This is a genomic window from Geomicrobium sp. JCM 19055 (genome assembly GCF_000698185.1).
GTDB classification, from domain to species: Bacteria; Bacillota; Bacilli; order Bacillales; family Marinococcaceae; genus Geomicrobium_A; species Geomicrobium_A sediminis.
Window position 1 is genome coordinate 1 of record NZ_BAXL01000017.1, and the last position, 20005, is coordinate 20005.

17 protein-coding genes, 6 pseudogenes and 1 riboswitch are annotated in these 20005 nt (G+C 42.6%); of the genes and pseudogenes, 21 read left to right on the plus strand and 2 right to left on the minus strand.

Annotation, left to right across the window (positions count from 1 at the left end; genetic code table 11):
* Both JCM19055_RS29985 and JCM19055_RS14920 read right to left on the minus strand, forming a co-directional pair.
* A pseudogene (locus JCM19055_RS29985) lies at nt 1-559 on the minus strand (collagen-like protein); the annotation flags it as partial.
* A gap of 146 nt (nt 560-705) precedes the next feature.
* Nucleotides 706-2159: pseudogene (locus JCM19055_RS14920) on the minus strand (MDR family MFS transporter).
* Nucleotides 2160-2370: 211 nt separating this feature from the next.
* Here JCM19055_RS14920 and JCM19055_RS24280 point away from each other — a divergent pair.
* The 21 genes and pseudogenes from JCM19055_RS24280 to JCM19055_RS15010 all read left to right on the plus strand — a co-directional run bounded on the left by JCM19055_RS24280 (nt 2371) and on the right by JCM19055_RS15010 (nt 19965).
* Nucleotides 2371-2892 carry a TetR/AcrR family transcriptional regulator gene (locus JCM19055_RS24280; protein WP_052366408.1) on the plus strand — a complete coding sequence of 174 codons (522 nt, stop codon included), beginning with the start codon at nt 2371-2373 and terminating at the stop codon, nt 2890-2892.
* A gap of 98 nt (nt 2893-2990) precedes the next feature.
* Nucleotides 2991-3146, plus strand: a complete 156-nt coding sequence (locus tag JCM19055_RS27500; RefSeq protein ID WP_193745455.1) for a hypothetical protein — start codon at nt 2991-2993, stop codon at nt 3144-3146.
* Nucleotides 3147-3165: 19 nt separating this feature from the next.
* On the plus strand, nt 3166-3786 hold the full coding sequence (locus JCM19055_RS14930) for an MBL fold metallo-hydrolase (protein ID WP_265182230.1): 621 nt from the start codon (nt 3166-3168) through the stop codon (nt 3784-3786).
* A gap of 81 nt (nt 3787-3867) precedes the next feature.
* Nucleotides 3868-3979, plus strand: a riboswitch (SAM riboswitch).
* A 127-nt stretch (nt 3980-4106) separates the two neighbouring features.
* Complete coding sequence (locus tag JCM19055_RS14935) at nt 4107-5129, plus strand: methionine ABC transporter ATP-binding protein (protein ID WP_042360287.1); 1023 nt, start codon at nt 4107-4109, stop codon at nt 5127-5129.
* Complete coding sequence (locus JCM19055_RS14940) at nt 5122-5790, plus strand: methionine ABC transporter permease (protein WP_042360288.1); 669 nt, start codon at nt 5122-5124, stop codon at nt 5788-5790. The genes JCM19055_RS14935 and JCM19055_RS14940 overlap by 8 nt, the downstream gene beginning before the upstream one ends.
* Before the next feature lie 18 nt (nt 5791-5808).
* The gene (locus JCM19055_RS14945; protein WP_042360289.1) at nt 5809-6708 is read left to right on the plus strand and encodes a MetQ/NlpA family ABC transporter substrate-binding protein; all 900 of its coding nucleotides are present in this window, start codon (nt 5809-5811) and stop codon (nt 6706-6708) included.
* Between the two features lie 337 nt (nt 6709-7045).
* Nucleotides 7046-8163, plus strand: a pseudogene (locus JCM19055_RS14950) (BCCT family transporter).
* Nucleotides 8164-8177: 14 nt separating this feature from the next.
* Nucleotides 8178-8495, plus strand: coding sequence for a BCCT family transporter (locus tag JCM19055_RS29990; protein WP_265182220.1), 318 nt, complete (start codon nt 8178-8180; stop codon nt 8493-8495).
* A gap of 59 nt (nt 8496-8554) precedes the next feature.
* On the plus strand, nt 8555-8935 hold the full coding sequence (locus tag JCM19055_RS14955) for a carboxymuconolactone decarboxylase family protein (RefSeq protein WP_042360290.1): 381 nt from the start codon (nt 8555-8557) through the stop codon (nt 8933-8935).
* A gap of 201 nt (nt 8936-9136) precedes the next feature.
* A complete protein-coding gene (gene sufC / locus JCM19055_RS14960; protein WP_042360291.1) occupies nt 9137-9922 on the plus strand; it encodes a Fe-S cluster assembly ATPase SufC in 786 nt (261 codons plus the stop codon).
* A gap of 18 nt (nt 9923-9940) precedes the next feature.
* A complete protein-coding gene (sufD, locus tag JCM19055_RS14965; RefSeq protein ID WP_042360292.1) occupies nt 9941-11248 on the plus strand; it encodes a Fe-S cluster assembly protein SufD in 1308 nt (435 codons plus the stop codon).
* Nucleotides 11248-12484 (plus strand): annotated as a pseudogene (locus JCM19055_RS14970) (cysteine desulfurase). The gene sufD and the pseudogene JCM19055_RS14970 overlap by 1 nt, the downstream one beginning before the upstream one ends.
* Nucleotides 12468-12905 (plus strand): Fe-S cluster assembly sulfur transfer protein SufU, encoded by a 438-nt coding sequence (sufU, locus tag JCM19055_RS14975; RefSeq protein ID WP_042360293.1) that lies wholly within the window; start codon nt 12468-12470, stop codon nt 12903-12905. The pseudogene JCM19055_RS14970 and the gene sufU overlap by 17 nt, the downstream one beginning before the upstream one ends.
* A gap of 46 nt (nt 12906-12951) precedes the next feature.
* Nucleotides 12952-14347, plus strand: a pseudogene (gene sufB, locus JCM19055_RS14980) (Fe-S cluster assembly protein SufB).
* A 109-nt stretch (nt 14348-14456) separates the two neighbouring features.
* Nucleotides 14457-15743, plus strand: coding sequence for a hypothetical protein (locus tag JCM19055_RS14985; protein ID WP_152549915.1), 1287 nt, complete (start codon nt 14457-14459; stop codon nt 15741-15743).
* 55 nt (nt 15744-15798) lie between these two features.
* Nucleotides 15799-16663 (plus strand): annotated as a pseudogene (locus JCM19055_RS14990) (DUF72 domain-containing protein).
* 74 nt (nt 16664-16737) lie between these two features.
* Nucleotides 16738-17145: a hypothetical protein gene (locus tag JCM19055_RS24285; RefSeq protein WP_152549916.1), complete on the plus strand. Its 408-nt coding sequence runs from the start codon at nt 16738-16740 to the stop codon at nt 17143-17145.
* 2 nt (nt 17146-17147) lie between these two features.
* On the plus strand, nt 17148-18062 hold the full coding sequence (locus tag JCM19055_RS24290; protein WP_265182221.1) for a bifunctional UDP-sugar hydrolase/5'-nucleotidase: 915 nt from the start codon (nt 17148-17150) through the stop codon (nt 18060-18062).
* A 77-nt stretch (nt 18063-18139) separates the two neighbouring features.
* Nucleotides 18140-18442 (plus strand): YunC family protein, encoded by a 303-nt coding sequence (locus JCM19055_RS15000; protein WP_042360295.1) that lies wholly within the window; start codon nt 18140-18142, stop codon nt 18440-18442.
* 56 nt (nt 18443-18498) lie between these two features.
* On the plus strand, nt 18499-19461 hold the full coding sequence (locus JCM19055_RS15005; RefSeq protein ID WP_042360296.1) for a thymidylate synthase: 963 nt from the start codon (nt 18499-18501) through the stop codon (nt 19459-19461).
* 15 nt (nt 19462-19476) lie between these two features.
* Nucleotides 19477-19965 carry a dihydrofolate reductase gene (locus JCM19055_RS15010; protein ID WP_042360297.1) on the plus strand — a complete coding sequence of 163 codons (489 nt, stop codon included), beginning with the start codon at nt 19477-19479 and terminating at the stop codon, nt 19963-19965.
* Nucleotides 19966-20005 lie beyond the last annotated feature (40 nt).

Below are 20005 nucleotides of genomic sequence, written 5' to 3' on the forward strand. Positions count from 1 at the left end.
CAACAGGGTAGCCTGGTGCAGCGAGTGGATCAAAAGGAATAACGCCGTCGAGTCCGATGCCCGTAGCCCCGGTTGGTCCAGTGACACCAGTAACCCCCGCACCCGCAATCAACGTGTAATCTGGTGAAGTACCAGGAGTACCCGTAGGAGGAGCAGTGTTCACAAAATAGGTGCTGCCTTCAAACGTAACGATCTGTCCAACAGGATAGCCTGGTGCAGCAATAGGGTCAAAAGGAACGGCGCCATCGAGCCCGATTCCAGTTGCGCCGGTCGGTCCAGTTGGTCCAGTAGGACCGGTTACGCCAGTTGCGCCGTCTGATGGTCCAGTTGGGCCTGTAGGACCCGTTGGTCCAGTAGGACCTGGTAAATCAATGGTAATGCCTGTTGGTGGGCTTGTCGGTTGAGTTGGGGAAGTGGGAGTAGTTGGGGAAGTAGGGATTCCCGTTGGAAATGAGCCGGTACCACCAACAATACCGGGACCATTTATGAGATTGTTGTTAATGGAAACCCCATTTCGATTTTGTCGATTGGCGTTCCATAAGTGATCTGGTGGATTCAATCTAATACCTCCGTCTAATCGTTGAATTTCATGCACATCAATTGATTGCTGTGTATGAGCTAAAAGTCATAACAGTATATGTACGGAGTGATGAACGTGTTTATAGAAAAAGCCCTGAATTGCATTAACAATTCAGGGCTTGGTTATTACGCTGGATTTTTGGTGTTTTTACTTCGAATAAAAAGTGCAATTAGCAGTGCTATGATTGCAAAGATCAGTCCGAACGAGAAGCTTTGTTGAGCGCCAATCGTTACGGCTTCGATTTGTTGTTCTGCACTAGGGTTTTGAATTCCAGAAAGTGCATTTGTGCGGCCGGTTTCCATAATTGAGATGAAGATGGCTGCACCGATTGCACCTGAGACTTGCATGAGTGTGTTGAAAATTGCAGTCCCGTGTGGATAAAGTTCTTTTGGCAGTTGATTCAAACCGTTAGTTTGCGCGGGCATCATAATCATTGCGACGGATACCATCACGAATACATGTTGTAACGCAAGTACCCATTCGTCAACACCAGGTGTTGAAAAACGATACGTAAAGACAGTAATCACAAGCATAATAGCTCCTGGAATTAAAATTGGGCGTGGTCCAACTTTATCAAACAAGCGGCCCATAATTGGAGACATGGCACCGTTAATAATTCCTCCAGGAAGCATAATCAATCCAGTTGCGACAGCCGTAAAGAGTAGTGCGGATTGCATATACATCGGTAGTACGAGCATCAGTGCAAACATCGTCATCATCACAAGCATCACAAGGACGAGACCGAGCGCAAACATCGGAAAACGGAATACCCTGATGTCGAGTAATGGTTCTTCCATTTTCAATTGTCGAATCGCAAACGTCACAAGTGCTAAGAGCCCAATAACGAGTGATGCGATCACAAGAGGATCAGCAAGCGAGCTGTCGCCTTTACCGGCTGTGCTAAATCCGAACACAATTCCACCGAAACCGATGGTCGATAAGATAAATGAAAACACATCAAGTTTTGGTTTCGATGTCTCAGTTACATTTTTCAAGACGAAATAACCGAAGACGAGTGAGAATAGTGCAATCGGAATGACAAGGTAAAAGAGCCAACGCCACGTTAAGCTTTCAATAATAAGTCCCGAAACGGTCGGACCAATTGCAGGAGCAAACATAATGACAAGACCCATCATCCCCATCGCTGCACCTCGGCGCTCGACTGGGATTACGGCTAAAATCACGTTCATAAGCAGCGGAATCATAATTGCTGTACCGACAGCTTGTGTGATTCTTCCTATTAATAGAACTGCAAATGTGGGGCTAACACCTGCAATAACCGTCCCTAATGTAAATAGTGACATTGCGGTGATAAACAACTGACGAGTCGTAAAACGTTTTATGAAATAGGCAGAAATCGGAATAAGTGTACCGATGACGAGCATGTAACTCGTTACGAGCCATTGTGCCGTACTTGATGTAACACCAAGATCTCCCATGATGCTTGCAAAGCCACGTTAAGAATTGTTTCATTTAGGATTGCAACAAATGCACCTGAAAGAAGCACGGCCAAAATTGGTATAGGTCGTATATCAGGAATATCAGATTTTAAGTCAGCTTCTGTAGCTGTGTGAGCCATAGCCGTACCCTCCTTCTTTTAAACAGCAAGAGAAATCTTACCATGAGTAATTACGGAACGCAACAGTTTCGTAATTAATTCTCTGTAAAGATTGCCTTAACCAATTCGAAGGTGCTACAGTAAAAGGAGAAACAGTAGGAGGTTAGGTTCTTGAGCATGGACGAACAAGTTGTGAAAAAAAGGTCGCCCACGAGACGAGAGTCGAAATCAAGTGATCTTAGACTCCACGCTAGAACGGATTGCAGAACACGGATATGAAGCAGTGACGATGGATCATATTGCAAAAGCTGCAGGTGTTGGGAAGGCGACGATTTACCGGCGATGGAAATCGAAGCAAGAGTTGGTCGTTGAAGCGATCTCTTCCATAAAATCGTTTGAAGGCATTTTAGAAGAAGTAGATGAAACAAACGGACTTGAACAACAGATAAAGCAGTTATTATTATCTAGCTTTTGGTCTGAAGATCCCATTCATCAAAGAGCAATGGCGGCGGTCGGGGCTGTCTTGGCGAATCATAAAGAATTGGAATATCGCCTACAACAAGACTATTATCGCAAATACAGGCTCGTATTCTTTGCGATTTTAGATCCTTATGTTTATCCTGAACGTACAGTCGGTTTGGAAACGCTCGATCTAATTGCTGATATTGGGCCTTCAATGGTTTATTACCGAGCAGTTGTTACGAAGAAGCCGATTGATGAGCCATTTATCGAGCAAATTGTAAAAAAAAGATGATTATGCCCCTTCTCGTTAACGAGTAGTCGTGCTACAGAGGTTAACGGGTAGTTAGTTCACTATCTGAAATTTCAGTTTCAAGTCGGGAGTTGAAGCGTATGAACGTTCAAACGATTGAAGGTGTCACGATTGCTCACGTTGTACCAGAAAATAAAGGTAGGAAAATGACTCCGGTTTATTTGTTTGCTGTCGACAATATGCTCGTAGATACAGGACCCTCGAATATGTATCAAACGTTACGCCCTTTTTTTTGATTCGCAATCGTATGATTTTATTGCATTAACCCATAATCATGAAGATCATAGTGGAAATGTAGCCGTATTAGCTAATCAACGTGAGTTGCCTGTTTATGTACATGAACTCGGGTTGGAAGAATGCTTTCTAGAAACACCGTATCCGTATTATCGCCAGCTTGCATGGGGAGAGCGTAAACCCTTCCAACCGTCCAAGATGCCAGATCAACTCACTACATCTAACGCAACATGGGACGTAATTTTTACACCTGGACACGCAAAAGACCATATTAGCTTACTTGATGAGCAAACAGGGCGCCTGTTTACTGGGGATCTATTTGTCACACCGAAACCGAAAGTGATTATGGAAGCTGAATCAATCCCAGAAACGTTACGTTCTCTAAAGAAGTTGTTGAACTACGAATTCTCATCGATATTCTGTTGTCACTCCGGGTATCATATAAACGGGAAAGAAATGGTTAATAAGAAGATTGAGCATTTAGAAGCGCTTATAGCTCAAGTGCATGAGTTAACTGAACAAGGATATTCTATTGATGACATTGATCGGTCACTTTATCCGAAAACCTACCCAATCGAAACCGTCTCTGAAGGTCAATGGAGTTCTAGACATATCGTCTCGTCAATTGTAAAAGAACGATGATTTAGAACATAGGTGATAAATCATGAAAGATTTGTTGACAGGTAGAAAGCTGGGTGCTAAGATACAATCACAAACTGAATATCCTTATCTGGAGAGGTGGAGGGACTGGCCCTATGAAGCCCGGCAACCGGCAATTTTTATTGCAATGGTGCCAATTCCTGCAAGATTACGTGGTAATTTTGGGAGATGAGACGGGAATAGTGAGAATACAACCTTTCTGCTCATCATATTGAGTTGATGGGTTATTTTTTTATTTCGTTCAAAGTTTACTGAATAGATATGGATAGTAGGAAATAAGTTTAGAAAAGGAGGTGCAGCCCGTGATTCGAATTAATGATGTTTCTAAAGTTTTTAAGACGAAGGCTGCATCAATTAACGCCGTTCAAAACGTAGAACTTAACATTGAGCAAGGAGAGATCTTCGGCATTATCGGGTACAGTGGTGCTGGAAAAAGTACACTCATCCGTCTGTTGAATTTACTTGAAGTGCCAAGTAGTGGTTCTATAAAAATTGCCGATTACGACATGATGACGCTGAGAGGCAAAGAGTTAAGGAAAGCAAGGCAAGAAATCAGCATGATCTTTCAACATTTCAACTTGCTTTGGTCACGAACTGTACGACAAAACATTGCTTATCCTCTAGAAATTGCAGGAGTTTCAAGTGCAAAACGCAAAGAGCGTGTTGATGAGCTCATTAAGCTTGTCGGTTTAGAAGGTCGCGGTGATGCGTATCCGTCGCAATTAAGTGGTGGTCAAAAGCAACGAGTCGGGATTGCACGAGCTCTTGCGAATAATCCGAAGGTGTTGCTTTGTGACGAAGCAACGTCTGCACTTGATCCAAAAACGACGAGTCAAATCCTAGATCTCCTTTATGATATTAATCAAAAGCTAGGACTTACAATTGTTCTTATCACTCATGAAATGCACGTCATTCACAAAATTTGTGGTCGCGTGGCCGTGATGGAAGATGGAAAAGTCGTAGAACAAGGTGCTGTACTCGACGTATTTAGAAACCCATCAGAGGAGATCACGAGAGCATTTGTGAAACAAATTACAGAGAACGATGAGTCACTTGAAGTCATCGAAGATCAGTTGGATGATGCAAACGGGACAGTGGTGAAACTGACGTTTGTCGGTGAGCGAACAGAAAAACCGTTCGTTTCTGAGCTCATTCGTAATGTCGACATTGACGTCAATATTCTACAAGGTAACATTGCACGTACGAAAGATGGCAGTTATGGAACGTTATTTATTTCATTAGAAGGAAGCGAAGAAAAAGTTAAGGCAGCTCTCGCCTTCTTAGAGAATCATGAAGTACAGGCGGAGGTGATTACTCATGGATGAAGGCTTCCTTAGTAATGTGAATTGGGACAATATGCTTGAAGCAACGTGGGAAACGGTGTACATGAGTTCAATCGCAATTGTTTTCACGTTTATATTAGGAATAGCGTTAGGGTTATTATTGTTTTTAACGTCTAGAAATCAGCTCTGGTCTAATCCGGTAATTAACTGGTTTACCGCAGCTTTTGTGAATATCTTTCGCTCGATCCCATTTATCATCTTAATCATACTATTGATTCCATTTACAGTCGCAATCTTAAATACGATGCTTGGACCACAAGCAGCTCTTCCCGCATTGATTATTGGTGCAGCGCCTTTCTATGCGAGACTCGTCGAAATTGGACTTCGAGAAGTTGACAAGGGCGTCATTGAAGCAGCTCGGTCTATGGGAAGCAATCAATTTCAGATTATCTTTAAAGTGTTATTACCTGAATCAATGCCTGCGTTAATTTCTGGAATTACTGTTACATCAATCGCGCTTGTTGGCTACACAGCAATGGCAGGGGTTATTGGTGCAGGAGGACTAGGAGATCTAGCTTACCGTGATGGTTTCCAACGTAATAATGCAGAAGTAACGCTCGTAGCTACCGTAATTACGCTCATCATCGTGTTTATTTTCCAAGGAATTGGCGACGTGTTGACGAGAAAATTAGATAAACGATAAGAAGGGGAGAGAAGTAGAATGAAAAAGTTTTATACGGCAATTGCAGCAGGTTCACTTGTACTCGCATTAAGCGCTTGTGGAACGTCTGATGAGGAAAATGGTTCAGGCGCTGAAGGAGACGCGGATTCTGACGTTGAGACACCAGATGAAGATACGGATGAAGAAGCGACAAACGATGGTGAGAATGAACCACTCGTCGTAGGTGCTTCTAACATTCCACATGCTGAGATTCTTGAATTTGCACAAGATCTTCTTGAAGAAGAAGGTGTTGATCTGCAAATTGAAACGTTCAATGATTACATTATCCCGAACCAAGCACTTGATTTCGGTGATTTAGATGCGAACTATTTCCAGCACATCCCTTACCTTGAAAGCCAAATCGAAGAGCATGGTTATGATTTTGCTAACGCAGGCGGCGTACACATTGAGCCGATGGGTGGATACAGTCAAGAGTATAGTTCTTTATCAGAACTTCCTGAAGGCGCACACGTTATTATGAGTGATTCTGTCGCTGACCACGGTCGTGTGATTAGCTTATTTGAAGAAGAAGGTTTAATTACAGTTGCTGATGGCGTTGATCCAATTTATGCAACGATTGATGACATTGAAGATAACCCGAACGATTTCAACTTCGACCCTTCATACGAAGCAGCGATCTTACCACAAGCATTTGATACGGGTGAAGGAGATGTTGTCTTCATTAACTCAAACTATGCAATTGACAACGATTTAAGCCCGGTTGATGATTCGATCGCTGTTGAGAGTGGCGATGATAACCCGTACGTTAACGTGATTGCAGTAAATTCAGGTGATGAGGACGACCCACGCATCCAGACATTGCTAGATGTCCTTCATTCCGATGAAGTCGTATCGTTTATTGAAGAACAATACGAAGGTGCAGTACTTCCAGCAGAATAAATAAAAAAAGCAGTTCGTTTCTGAAAACGAACTGCTTTTTATTTGTGGAAATCAAGCATCATATATCCACATAAAGAATGCATTTTAATATGAAGAAAGTGGCATAATAAAAGTGCTCTCTAAATCTAGGATAAATATTACATGTGCATCGAAAAGATTTTATGCTATACTTTTTAACTTGTGACACCAATAAAAAAACGAACAAACATTTTCGATGTGTTCTAAAAGAAGACGTCGGGGATGTTTTTTTTGTTTTAAGGAAGGGTTTTTTTCGGGATAATGAATTTAAAAAAAGGTTGACTGGCCTGTCTTTGCAATAAGTGGAGGGATTCTCTTATTGTTCGTTATTGCGTCAATCATCGACGTACAAGCAGTTAGTCAATTTGTGAATGTAACTTTCGAAGCATCTGTATATTACTTTGGTGGCTTCTGGCAGTTGCTCCTTCTCGTCATGTTAGGTGCAGCACTAGTTATTGCATTTTCAAAGTACGGCAAAGTACGGATTGGAAATAGAGATCAAGTTGAAATGAGCACGTTTCGTTGGGTCTCAGTAATTACAATTTCATTATTAGGTGCAGGTGGGGTCTTCTGGGCAGCATCTGAGCCGATGTATTATTTTATGGACGTGCCACCGGTACACAACGACATTGAAGCTGCAACACAGGCGGCAATTGCTCCGGCAATGGCTCAAGCATTTGTTAGTTGGGGGATGGTGCATGGGCTGTACTCGGTACGACCGGTGCAATTGTACTCATGTATGCGGTCTATCATAAAGGGATGCCAATGAAACCACGTTCCCTGTTGTATCCGTTTTTTGGTAAGCGAATTGCGAACCATAAGCTAGGGGCGGTTATTGATGCATTTTGTGTCATTGCGGTCGCAGCAGGTACAATCGGTCCAATTGGTATTTTAGCTCTACAAGTGAGCTATGGAATGGATTCATTATTTGCGATTCCTGATAACTTTTTAGTCCAAGTATCTGTTATTGCCTTTTTACTTTTTATTGTTATCATTTCAGCGGTTACAGGAATTCACAAAGGAATTCAATGGTTAAGTAAACTCAACATTATTATTGTGTTCATCTTAGCGGCTGTTATTATGTTATTCGGTGCAGGAGCATTTATCATTGATACGTTTATCTCTTCCTTTGGATTTTACATCAATAATTTTGTAACGCTTCACACGTACCGGGGTGACAATGACTGGTTAGGTTTTTGGATGTTGTTCTTCTTTGCGTGGTTTATCGGATTTGCGCCGATGATGACGATGCTTATTGCGAGAATCTCAAGAGGGCGTACAATCAGAGAAATCATTATGGCAGTCGCAGTGATTTCTCCACTAATTACGAATTTCTGGTTTAGTGTTGTTGGTGGGTCTGGGATCTTTTATGAGATGGAGAATCCGGGAAGCGTCTCTGGTCCCCTTGATGAAGGCGGATTGCCAGCAGCATTATAGCAATTGCAGAGCAAATGCCGTTTGCGGTCATTATGCCATTTCTCTTCTTAATTCTTGCGATCCTCTTTGTCATTACAACAGCAGATAGCATGACGTATTCAATTTCAATGAGTATGACAGGGGAAGGAAATCCTCCGAAATTTATGCGTGTCTTCTGGGCGAGCATTATGGCGGTTGTAGCGGCAATTCTAATCTTTATTGGTGAAGGTAGTATCGATGCATTGCAATCGTTTATTGTCGTAACAGCAGTGCCGGTTGCGCTTTTAATCACACCGTCAATCTGGCACGCACCAAAGATTGCTAAGGAACTTTGGCGCGAGCAAAATAAATAATGGAAAAATATGCATGAATTGAATCCCCCTTTTCCATACTAAGGATGAGGGGGATTGTTATGCCAAAAGATCAGAATTTCATTGAAGAAGTATTGCTAGATTATAAAGAAGGCATGGATTATGTTTCAGAACAATTGCCTCGGTTAACTCGGAAGTACCATGCGTTTACAGAAGTTTGTTTTGCTAAAGGGAAATTGCAAACGAAAGATAAACAGCTGATGGCACTGGCGATTAGTGTGGCGATGAATGATGATTATTGCATGGTCTATCATACGAAGATGTGTGTAGATGAAGGGGCGACAGAAGCAGAGATCCTTGAAGCAGTAGCGGTAGCAGCAGCTTTTCGGGCAGGTCCTTCGCTCAGTCAAGCCGCAACATTAATTCGAGATGCAATCGAAGCATTCGAGAAAGAGCAAGATTCCTCAGGTAGTAATAATTAAGCATTTCTCTCAACAGGTTTAATCCATTGAAACCTTTAGAATAAACCTGCATAATGGGAAAAGAGAATCCAGAGCGGTTCTCTTTTTTTACGAATACGCCCATGCTCTTGATGGGAGATTGAATTTGTTATAAAATAAGAATGAGAATAGATTGAGAATATGCTACCTATTCGTTGTAGCTTAAATAAATGGAGGTAGATTATGACTGCATCAACATTGACGATCAAAGACTTACATGTCGAGATCGAAGGTAAAGAGATCGTAAAGGGCTTTAACTTAGAAATTTCTGGCGGCGAAATCCATGCCATTATGGGACCAAACGGAACAGGTAAATCAACACTTGCTTCTGCAATTATGGGACACCCAAGTTACGAAATCACAAAAGGTAGTGTAAGCCTTGATGGTGAAGACGTTCTTGAAATGGAAGTTGACGAGCGCGCACGTGCTGGAATGTTCCTTGCTATGCAATACCCAAGTGAAGTAACTGGTGTTACAACTTCTGACTTCCTTCGTACTGCTATTAACGCACACCGCGAAGAAGGCGACGAGATTCCATTAATGAAGTTCATCAAGAAGATGGACAAAAACATGGAAACACTTGATATGAACGAGCAATTCTCTACTCGTTATTTGAATGAAGGTTTCTCTGGTGGAGAGAAGAAGCGTAACGAAATTCTTCAACTTCTTATGCTTGAACCAAAAATTGCGATCCTAGATGAGATTGACTCTGGTCTTGATATTGACGCACTTAAAGTCGTATCAAACGGAATTAACAACATGCGTGGAGAAAGCTTTGGTTGCCTCATCATCACTCACTACCAACGTCTACTCAACTACATCACACCAGATCACGTTCACGTGATGATGCAAGGACGTATTGTGAAGTCTGGCGACGCTAGTCTTGCTCAACGTCTTGAAGCAGAAGGTTATGATTGGATTAAAGAAGAGCTCGGAATTGAAGATGAGCGTGTAGGACAAGAAGCATAAGAGACGGAGGTGCAGAATATGGCTGTTGAAACGAAATGGGCATTTGATCGTGAAACGGTTAAATCTTGGTCGGAAAAGCGCAATGAGCCTACGTGGCTTCAAGAAAAGCGTTTAGAAGCTCTTACAAATGCTGCTTCTTTACCGATGCCTAACCCTGATAAAACAAAATTAACAAGATGGAACTTCTCAACGTTTGAGAACATCGATAGTGATCAACGTGCAATTGAGAGTTACAGTGATTTGCCAGGAGATGTTGCTCGTCTTGCTGGTGATGAAAGCAAAGTGAACAGTGCAATTATTCAACGTGACGGTAAAGTTGCGCACAACAAAGTTGCAGATGAACTTAAAGAAAAAGGCGTGATCTTCACTGATTTTGAAACAGCAGTGAATGAGCACAGTGACTTACTTGAGAAGTATTTCATGGGAGAAGCTGTTCGTTCTGATGAGAACCAACTTACAGCTCTTCACACAGCGCTTGTTAACGGTGGTATTTTCATTTACGTTCCGAAAAACGTTGAAGTGGAAGTTCCATTACAAGCAATTTTCTGGCAAGACGATGTGAAGGTCGGATTGTTTAACCACGTTATTATCGTGGCAGAAGACCACAGCCGTGTAACGTATGTTGAAAACTACGTTTCTTTCGAGAAAGAAAAAGCTGCTGCAAACATCGTTACAGAAGTGTATGTCGGTCAAGGCGCTGAAGTGAAGTACGGTGCTGTTGATAACCTTGAAAGTGGTGTAACGAGCTACATTGTTCGTCGTGCACACGTTCAAAAAGACGGCCGTATCGAATGGGCGCTTGGACAAATGAACGAAGGTAGTACAATTTCTGAGAACACAACGCATCTATTAGGTGATGGTTCTTACGGAGATACGAAGACCGTTGCTGTAGGTCGTGGAGAGCAGATTCAGAACTTTACGAGCAACATGGTCGGTCATGGTAAGCACTCTGAAGGGTACATTTTGACTCATGGTGTAATGAAAGACGCATCGTCTGCAATCTTCAACGGAATTAATAAGATTGAAAAAGGCGGTACGAAAGCACACAGTGAGCAAACTGGACGTGTACTCATGCTCTCTTCTAAAGCTCGTGGAGACGCAAACCCGATTCTTCTTATTGATGAAGATGACGTAACTGCAGGACACGCAGCATCAGTCGGAAAGATTGATCCGATGCAAATGTTCTACATGCAAAGCCGTGGTCTTTCTACGCTTGAAGCAGAACGTTTAATCATTCATGGCTTCCTTGAGCCTGTTGTAGGAGAACTTCCAGTTGAAGCGGTTAAAGAGCGTCTTACGGAAGTGATTGAAAGGAAAGTCTACTAATGTTTGACGTTCAGAAAGTGCGTGAACAATTCCCGATTCTTCACCAAGAAGTAAACGGCCATCCGCTCGTTTATCTCGACAACTCGGCAACTTCACAGAAGCCGATTCAGGTGATTGAAGCGTTGGAGGAGTACTATAACTCGTACAACTCCAACGTGCATCGCGGGGTTCATACGCTAGGTTCGAAAGCGACGGATGGTTACGAAGGCGCAAGAGACCGGGTACAGTCATTCATTAATGCAAAGAACCGTGAAGAAATTATTTTCACGCGCGGAACGACAACAGCACTGAACATCGTTGCTTCAAGCTACGCAAAAGCAAAGCTTAACGAAGGTGATGAAATTGTCTTAACTCCGATGGAGCATCATAGCAATATCATTCCTTGGCAACAAGTTGCAAAAGCAACAGGTGCTGTGCTCAAATATATTCCACTTCAACCAGATGGTACGATCTCTCTTGAGGATGTTGAAGAAACGGTAACCGATAAGACGAAAATCGTCACAATGGTTCACGTGTCAAACGTTCTCGGAACGATGAACCCTGTTAAAGAAGTTGGAGAAATTGCTCACAACCACGGAGCGATTATGATCGTTGACGGTGCACAAAGTTCACCGCACAAAAAAAGTTGACGTTCAAGATCTAAATTGTGATTTCTTCGCGTTCTCTGCACACAAAATGTGTGGACCGACAGGAATTGGTGCTCTATACGGTAAGAAAGAACTTCTTGACGACATGGAGCCTTTTGAATTTGGAGGAGAGATGATTGACGAAGTTGGTCTTTACGAGTCAACTTGGAAAGAGCTCCCATACAAATTCGAAGGGGGTACACCGATTATTGGAGGAGCAATCGGCTTTGCTAAAGCGATTGACTACCTCGAAGAAATTGGTTTAGAAAACATCGAAGCACACGAGAAAATGCTCGTTCAATACGCAATGGAAAGACTTACTGAACATGAAGATGTAGAAGTGTATGGTCCTCCTGCTGACCAACGTGCAGGAATCTTGACCTTCAACATTAAAGGTGTTCATCCTCATGATGTAGCGACTGTCCTTGATTCTCAAGGTGTTGCGGTTCGTGCGGGTCACCATTGTGCTCGCCCTCTTATGAATTGGTTAGGGTGTACAGCAACAGCACGAGCGAGCTTTTATTTATACAATACAAAAAGCGACGTCGACGCATTTGTTGATGCACTTGTGACGGCAAAGGAGTATTTCGGAGATGTCTATGCAGAGTAATCTAGACACTCTTTATCGACAAGTCATCATGGATCATTACAAAAACCCGAGAAATCGTGGAGAGCTTGACGAGAATGATGCCTTGACGATTAACATGAATAACCCTTCATGTGGCGATCGAATTCAGCTTCATTTACAAGTTGAAAATGATCAAGTTGTCGAGGCAAAGTTCACGGGTGAAGGTTGTTCAATTAGCTTATCTTCAGCGTCAATGATGACAGATACAGTTAAAGGCAAATCGATCAAAGAAGCGCTTGAGATTTCTGGGATCTTTTCCGAAATGGTTCAAGGTAAAGAGTACGACGATGAAAAATATGACCTTGGAGATATCGAAGCCCTTCAAGGGGTAACAAAGTTCCCTGCCCGCATTAAATGTGCGACCCTTGCTTGGAAAGCAATGGAGAAGGGCTTGGATGAGTAGTAAGACCATCACCTATCGGTGGTGACATTAGAAGGAGGTCTTTCACATGGCTAAGAAAATGCCTGAGATTGGCGAATACCAATATGGGTTTCATGATAAAGACGTTTCCATTTATCGTTCAGAACGTGGACTAACAGAAAACGTCGTTAGAGAAATTTCCAAGATTAAAGATGAGCTGAGTGGATGCTTGAGTTCCGTCTTAAGTCATTGGAGCAGTTTTACAAAATGCCAATGCCACAATGGGGCGGCGATTTAACTGAGCTCGACTTTGATGACATTACGTATTACGTAAAGCCTTCAGAGCGTTCTGAGAAATCTTGGGATGAAGTTCCTGAAGAGATTAAGAATACGTTTGATAAGCTTGGGATTCCTGAAGCTGAGCAAAAATACCTTGCAGGTGTTTCTGCACAGTACGAATCAGAAGTTGTTTATCACAACATGCAAGAAGACTTGGAAGAGCAAGGCATTATCTTTAAGGATACTGATACTGCCTTAAAGAAAATGAAGACATTTTCCGTGAGCACTTTGCGACGGTTATTCCTCCAAGTGACAACAAGTTCTCAGCATTGAACTCTGCAGTATGGTCAGGTGGTTCATTCATCTACATGCCTAAAGGCGTGAAAGCTGATTCTCCACTTCAAGCGTATTTCAGAATTAACTCTGAGAACATGGGACAATTTGAGCGTACACTCATCATTGCGGACGAAGGAAGCTCCGTACACTACGTTGAAGGGTGTACAGCACCAGTTTATTCAACGAACTCACTTCACAGTGCAGTTGTTGAGATCATCGTTAAAAAGGACGCATACTGCCGTTACACGACGATTCAAAACTGGGCTCCAAACATTTACAACCTCGTAACGAAGCGTGCGACAGCTGGTGCTGGCGCTACGATGGAATGGGTTGACGGGAACATCGGTTCAAAACTTACGATGAAATACCCTTCAATCATCATGACAGGCGAAGGCGCTCGTGGTAACGTTCTTTCAATTGCAATTGCAGGAAAGGGCCAACACCAAGACGCAGGTGCAAAAGCATACCACTTAGCACCAAACTGTTCTTCAACGATTGTTTCGAAATCAATTTCGAAGCAAGGTGGTAAAGTATCTTACCGTGGAATCTCTCACTTCGGACGTAAGTCTCAAGGATCGAAGTCGAAGATTGAGTGTGATACGTTGATCATGGATAACGAGTCAACTTCTGACACAATTCCATACAACGAGATCTTCAACGATGACATCATGCTTGAGCATGAAGCGACGGTATCAAAAGTATCTGAGGAGCAACTCTTCTACTTGATGAGCCGTGGTCTGAATGAAGAAGAAGCAACAGAAATGATCGTAATGGGCTTTATCGAGCCATTCACGAAAGAACTTCCAATGGAGTATGCGGTTGAAATGAACCGTCTGATCCGTTTCGAAATGGAAGGTTCAATTGGTTAATTCATTTCTCTCTAGATTTCATAGAGGTTAAACATTAAAAGAGAGTTTACGTAGGCATGTGCCTGCGTAAACTCTTTTTTTCACATCGGTATGTAGTAGGGGGAAACGTATGAAAAGGTGGTTTTTGTTGATAATGAGTTTTCTGCTTATTCCTTCTTGTGAAGACCAAATGAGTTTTCTGCCTGGTGGTGGTACTAGTACAGGCAATCAAGGGGTAAACAGTACATATGAAATGAAGTTAGAACAAGAAGACGATTACTATCGTGCAACGGTTTCAATAGATGTTAGCAATCATTCGAATGATTCATGGAACGAATTATTGTTTTATTTTGAACATTTTTTACAGCCTTTTGATATTGAAGTAACGGTTAATGGGGATGAAGCAGAGACGAGACAAGTCCAATCGCGCTTTGCAATTGACTTAAATGAGTTTATTCGTCCGAATGACCGAGCGGTTGTGGAGTTATCGTATCAATTTTATCCGGGGGAAGCGGGGAGCGTTCAAGCGATCCGACCTTGGTACCCTTTGCTTGGAGATTATGTTCAAGGGGAATGGCAAGTGTTTGAGTCGAACAACACCTATAATCGTATGGCTCGGTTAGCGAAGAATCATTACACGCTGACGTATGATTTACAAGGGAAACAGGTGCTAACATCTGCAGGTGAAAAGGTAGACGAATCAACGATTGAGATTGAAGATACAGATGTTTTTTCGACCATTGTAATGCCTGAAGAGATTAATGAAATCGAAACAACAGTCGGTGATACGAATGTTTTGTCAGTTAACGTTCAGCCACCGGACGTTGAAATTGCTTTAGATAAAATAAAACAGTTAGAAGACATCATCGGTCCTTATCCAGGCGATCAACTGATTTTTGTCGAAGATGAGCACCAGACTATGTTTCAATTACCGGGAACTTTTGTTCATCGAACAAACATGCAAGGAGGCAGTGAAAGCGGGTGGTTGATATATGAACTTATTCAACTTTGGTATGATTCTATTCATTTAGAAGAACTACAAACCGATTTTTGGATAAAGAATGTACTAGTTATGATGACTTTGGAAACGTTTAATGGCGGTGTCGATGCTGAAGCTCTTCAATCGCAAATGGACGAAGAGGTGGAGTACGTCCTACCCGTAAATCTTCATCGTGAAGATTATATCAACGATGAATTTCATCTCTTTACTCAAGTTCTACCGAGAGCAGCCCTTTGGGAACTTATCGAAGAGAGTTGGCAAGATGATAATGTGCAGGAAGCTCCCAAACAATTTTTGTCAGAATTCAGCAACGAGTTTATGGGTGAGCAGATTTCTACAGAGGATATGTCGGAATTTTTATGTGAGTACTTTGCGATCACTGAAGAAGAATTGCACAATTACATCGTAATTGAATGAAATGCACAACGCTCTCGTGATAAACTAGAACAATAGAGAGCGAGCGGTGATTGAGATGATTTATGTAGGATTAACGGGTTGGGGAGACCACGATCAATTGTATACAGATCAGACGAGAGCAATAGATAAACTTTCTACGTATGCGAGCTTTTTTTCCGACGGTTGAAGTTGATAGTACGTATTATGCAGTTCAACCACATTCTACGTGGCAAAAGTGGATGGATGAAACGCCTGATAACTTCAGGTTCATCGTCAAAGCATACGCTGGAATGACAGGCCAGTTACAAGAAAAGCCTCCTTTTGAGTCGGAAGCAGTGATGTTTCAAGCATTTAAGGAGTCGTTACATCCAGTCATGGAGTCTGGAAAGTTAGCGATGGTGCTTTGCCAATATCCGCCGTGGTTTGATTGTACGAAAGAGAATGTCCAAACCCTTCGGCAGATGCGAACGTACTTAGATGGCTTGCCTGTTGCGGTAGAATTTCGTCATCAAAGTTGGTATGAGGAACACTATCGTCAGAAGACAATTCAATTTCTATCAGAACATCAGTTTATTCACTCTGTGTGCGATGAGCCACAAGCGGGCGTTGGCTCGATTCCGATTGTACCGATCGCGACAACGAAAGGAAAGACGCTCATCCGACTTCACGGTCGTAACCGAGCAGGTTGGCGCAAGGAGACCGCAGGAGCGAATTGGAGAAAAGTTCGTTATCTATACGATTACAACCTAGAAGAAATCGATCAATGGATTGAATACGCCGAGCAGTTACACGCACAATCAGAGGACGTTTATGTTATTTTTAACAACAACTCCGGCGGACATGCCTCAGGTAATGCACGAACGTATATGGAGCGTGCGAATTTATCGTATGAAGGGTTAGCACCGAAGCAATTGTCCCTTTTCAGCGAAGAAGAGCGGTGAGAGTTTGAGTAAAGAGACCGTATATTTTTACCATACCAATGACTTGCATAGCCAACTTTCACAATGGCCGAAGATTGTCCACTATCTCGAGACAAAAAAAAGTTCTTCATGAAGATCGAAATGAAGACGTTTTGTTTTTTGACTTAGGGGATCATGCGGATCGTGTTCATGCCATTACAGAAGCGACAAGTGGACAAGGCAACATCGAGCTACTCAATGCTTCACCCGTTAATTATGTGACGATCGGCAACAATGAAGGAATTACGTTCTCGAAAGACAGCTTAGACCACTTGTATGATCAAGCGAAGTTCGACGTGATCGTTGCGAATTTGTTCAATGAAAATTATGTTCGACCATCGTGGTGTGTGCCAAGTCGCATCCATACACTTCAAAGTGGAACAACAATTGGCATGCTCGGCTTAACGGCAGCCTTTTACCCATTTTATACAGAGCTTGGCTGGTCATTGAAGACCCAATCGTAACGTTGGAGAGAGAATTGCCAGTGTTAAAACAGCAATGTGATGTTGTCGTCTTGCTCTCACACCTCGGTTATTTCATGGATGAACGAATTGCAGCGGACTATGACATTGATGTAATCCTCGGTGCGCACACGCATCATCGATTAGATCCCGCAATAGAAATTGAGGGTACTTTGATCGCTCAGACGGGGAAGCTTGGCACTGACCTTGGAAAAATTACGTTGCAGATTGATCAACGGCAAGTAACTTCGAAAGAAGGTACCCTTCAATCAATTGACGCTGCTGCTGAAAGCTCATTGGCAACGGAAGCCGTGTTAGAGCGTTTACAACAGTCCGCAGATGCGTCGTTTCGTGAAGGAGTCGCCGTGTTGGATCGCCCGCTAGACATTTCTTGGACAGAACCTTCAACGTTTGCGTCATTTTTAGTTGAACATTTAAGGCAGTGGTGCAACACGGAGATCTCCATGATGCACAGCGGCATCATCTTAGCGTCTCTACGCGAAGGGGCCGTTACGAAAGGTGATTTGCACCGAATTTGCCCCCATCCAATCAATCCTTGTATCGTTGAAGTGAAAGGAAGCAACATCAAAACAGCGATTGAACGGTCGTTTACGAGTAAGATGGTACATTTACCATTAAAAGGCTATGGATTTAGAGGGGTAAAGCTTGGGATAATGGTGTTTGCTGGGTTAAACGTTGAAGTCGTTGAAACAACGGAAGGTGAATACGACGTTCTTTCCATTTTAAAAGAAGGAAGCCCTCTAATTGAGGACAAATGGTATACGATTGCTGTGCCAGATATGTTAACGTTTGGGAATCTTTATCCTGAGATTGTGCAAAGTACATCAAAACGATATATGATGCCAGAACTTATTCGTGACGTTTTGTTGTGGGCGCTAATGAAAAACACTGAATCATGACTACTTGCCTATACGAAGAAAATAGGCTTTTCATAGACTACTAAGAATGACTGATATTCGTGAAAGGCGGGGGTTAAATGTTAGAAATGGAACCGGTCGAAATTGATGGGCAACTGTTTAGTGCTGTATCAATGAAGTTACCGAAAACGAACTTTATGGCAGTAACGAACAGCGTAGGGTACATTATGTGCGGGGCACTTGATGTTCAATTATTAAATGATAAACTAAAAGACCGTGGCATTGTCGCTGGTCGCGCAGTAGGCGTTAGAACGATAGATCAACTCCTTGATGCGCCACTTGAATCGGTGACGATTGCTGCAGAAGAGTTGGGTATTACAGTCGGAATGACAGGCCGAGAAGCTTTATTGAAAATGAAATAATAGCATCTGCGCATCAATATTCGTATTGGTGCGCCATCTATAAAGGGGTACAAATGATGAGTAAGAGCGAACAGCAATATTTAGATCTTCTCCAAGACGTATTAAACAATGGCGATAAAAAGTCCGATCGGACAGGCACAGGTACAATTTCAGCTTTTGGTAAGCAAATGCGCTTTGATTTGTCTGAAGGGTTTCCAATGCTTACGACGAAGCGCGTGCCATTCAAATTAATCAAAAGCGAATTGCTCTGGTTTTTAAAAGGCATGACGAACATTCAATACTTGCTTAAGCATAACAACAACATTTGGAATGAATGGGCATTTGAGAGGTATGTGGCGAGTGACGCCTACACCGGACCTGATATGAAAGACTTCGCCCTTCGCGCTGAACAAGACGAGCAGTTTAAAGAAGTGTACTTACGAGAAATTGCGTCGTTTAAAGAACAAGTTTTGACTGATGATGTGTTTGCAGCGAAATACGGGGAACTCGGGGATATTTACGGAAAACAGTGGCGAGCGTGGAAGACGACAACAGATGAGACGATTGATCAAATCGCAGACGTCATTGACATGATTAAAACAAACCCGAATTCTAGGCGTTTGATCGTATCTGCTTGGAACCCAGAAGACGTTCCTACGATGGCGTTACCACCTTGCCACACGTTGTTCCAATTTTACGTAGCCGATGGCAAGCTGTCATGTCAGCTGTATCAACGTTCAGCGGACCTATTTTTAGGTGTTCCGTTTAATATCGCAAGTTACGCGTTATTGACGCATCTGATTGCTAAAGAGTGTGGTCTAGATGTTGGTGAATTCGTTCATACCATTGGTGATGCTCACATTTATACGAATCACATCGATCAAGTGAACGAACAATTATCAAGAGAGATGAAGGATCTACCTGAATTAGTCATTCAAGAACAAGCATTAGAGCGCTCCATCTTTGATTTTGATATCGACGATATTGTTCTAAAAGGATATGAGCCACACCCTTCAATTAAAGCACCGATTGCGGTTTAAGGAGGTAAGGAACACATGCTACTATCGATGATTGTCGCACATGATATTAATCGTGGGATTGGAAAAGACAACAAGATGCCTTGGCACTTACCAGCTGACTTTAAATATTTGAAAGAAGTGACGACCGGTCACGCCCTCATTATGGGACGCTCTACCTTTGAATCGATTGGCAAACCGTTACCGAAGCGTCGCAACATCGTCATTACGAGTCAACCGGATTGGTCATTTGAAGGAACAGAAGTGGTCCAATCACTAGACGAAGCAGTGGAACGATGCAAGGATGAAGAGGAAGCCTTTATCTTTGGAGGCAGCTCGGTGTATGAACAAGCGATCGATCGTGTCGAGAAAATCTACGTTACAGAAATCGAAGCTGAGTTTGACGCGGATCGCTACTTCCCTGATTACAAAAACGGTGAGTGGAAACTAACGTGGGAGAAATCAGGAACCGTCGATGAAAAGAACAAGTATCCACATACATTCAAGCAATACGAACGAGAGAAATAATTTGTAACGGAATTCTCATGGTTGAACACGTCCCTTCCTG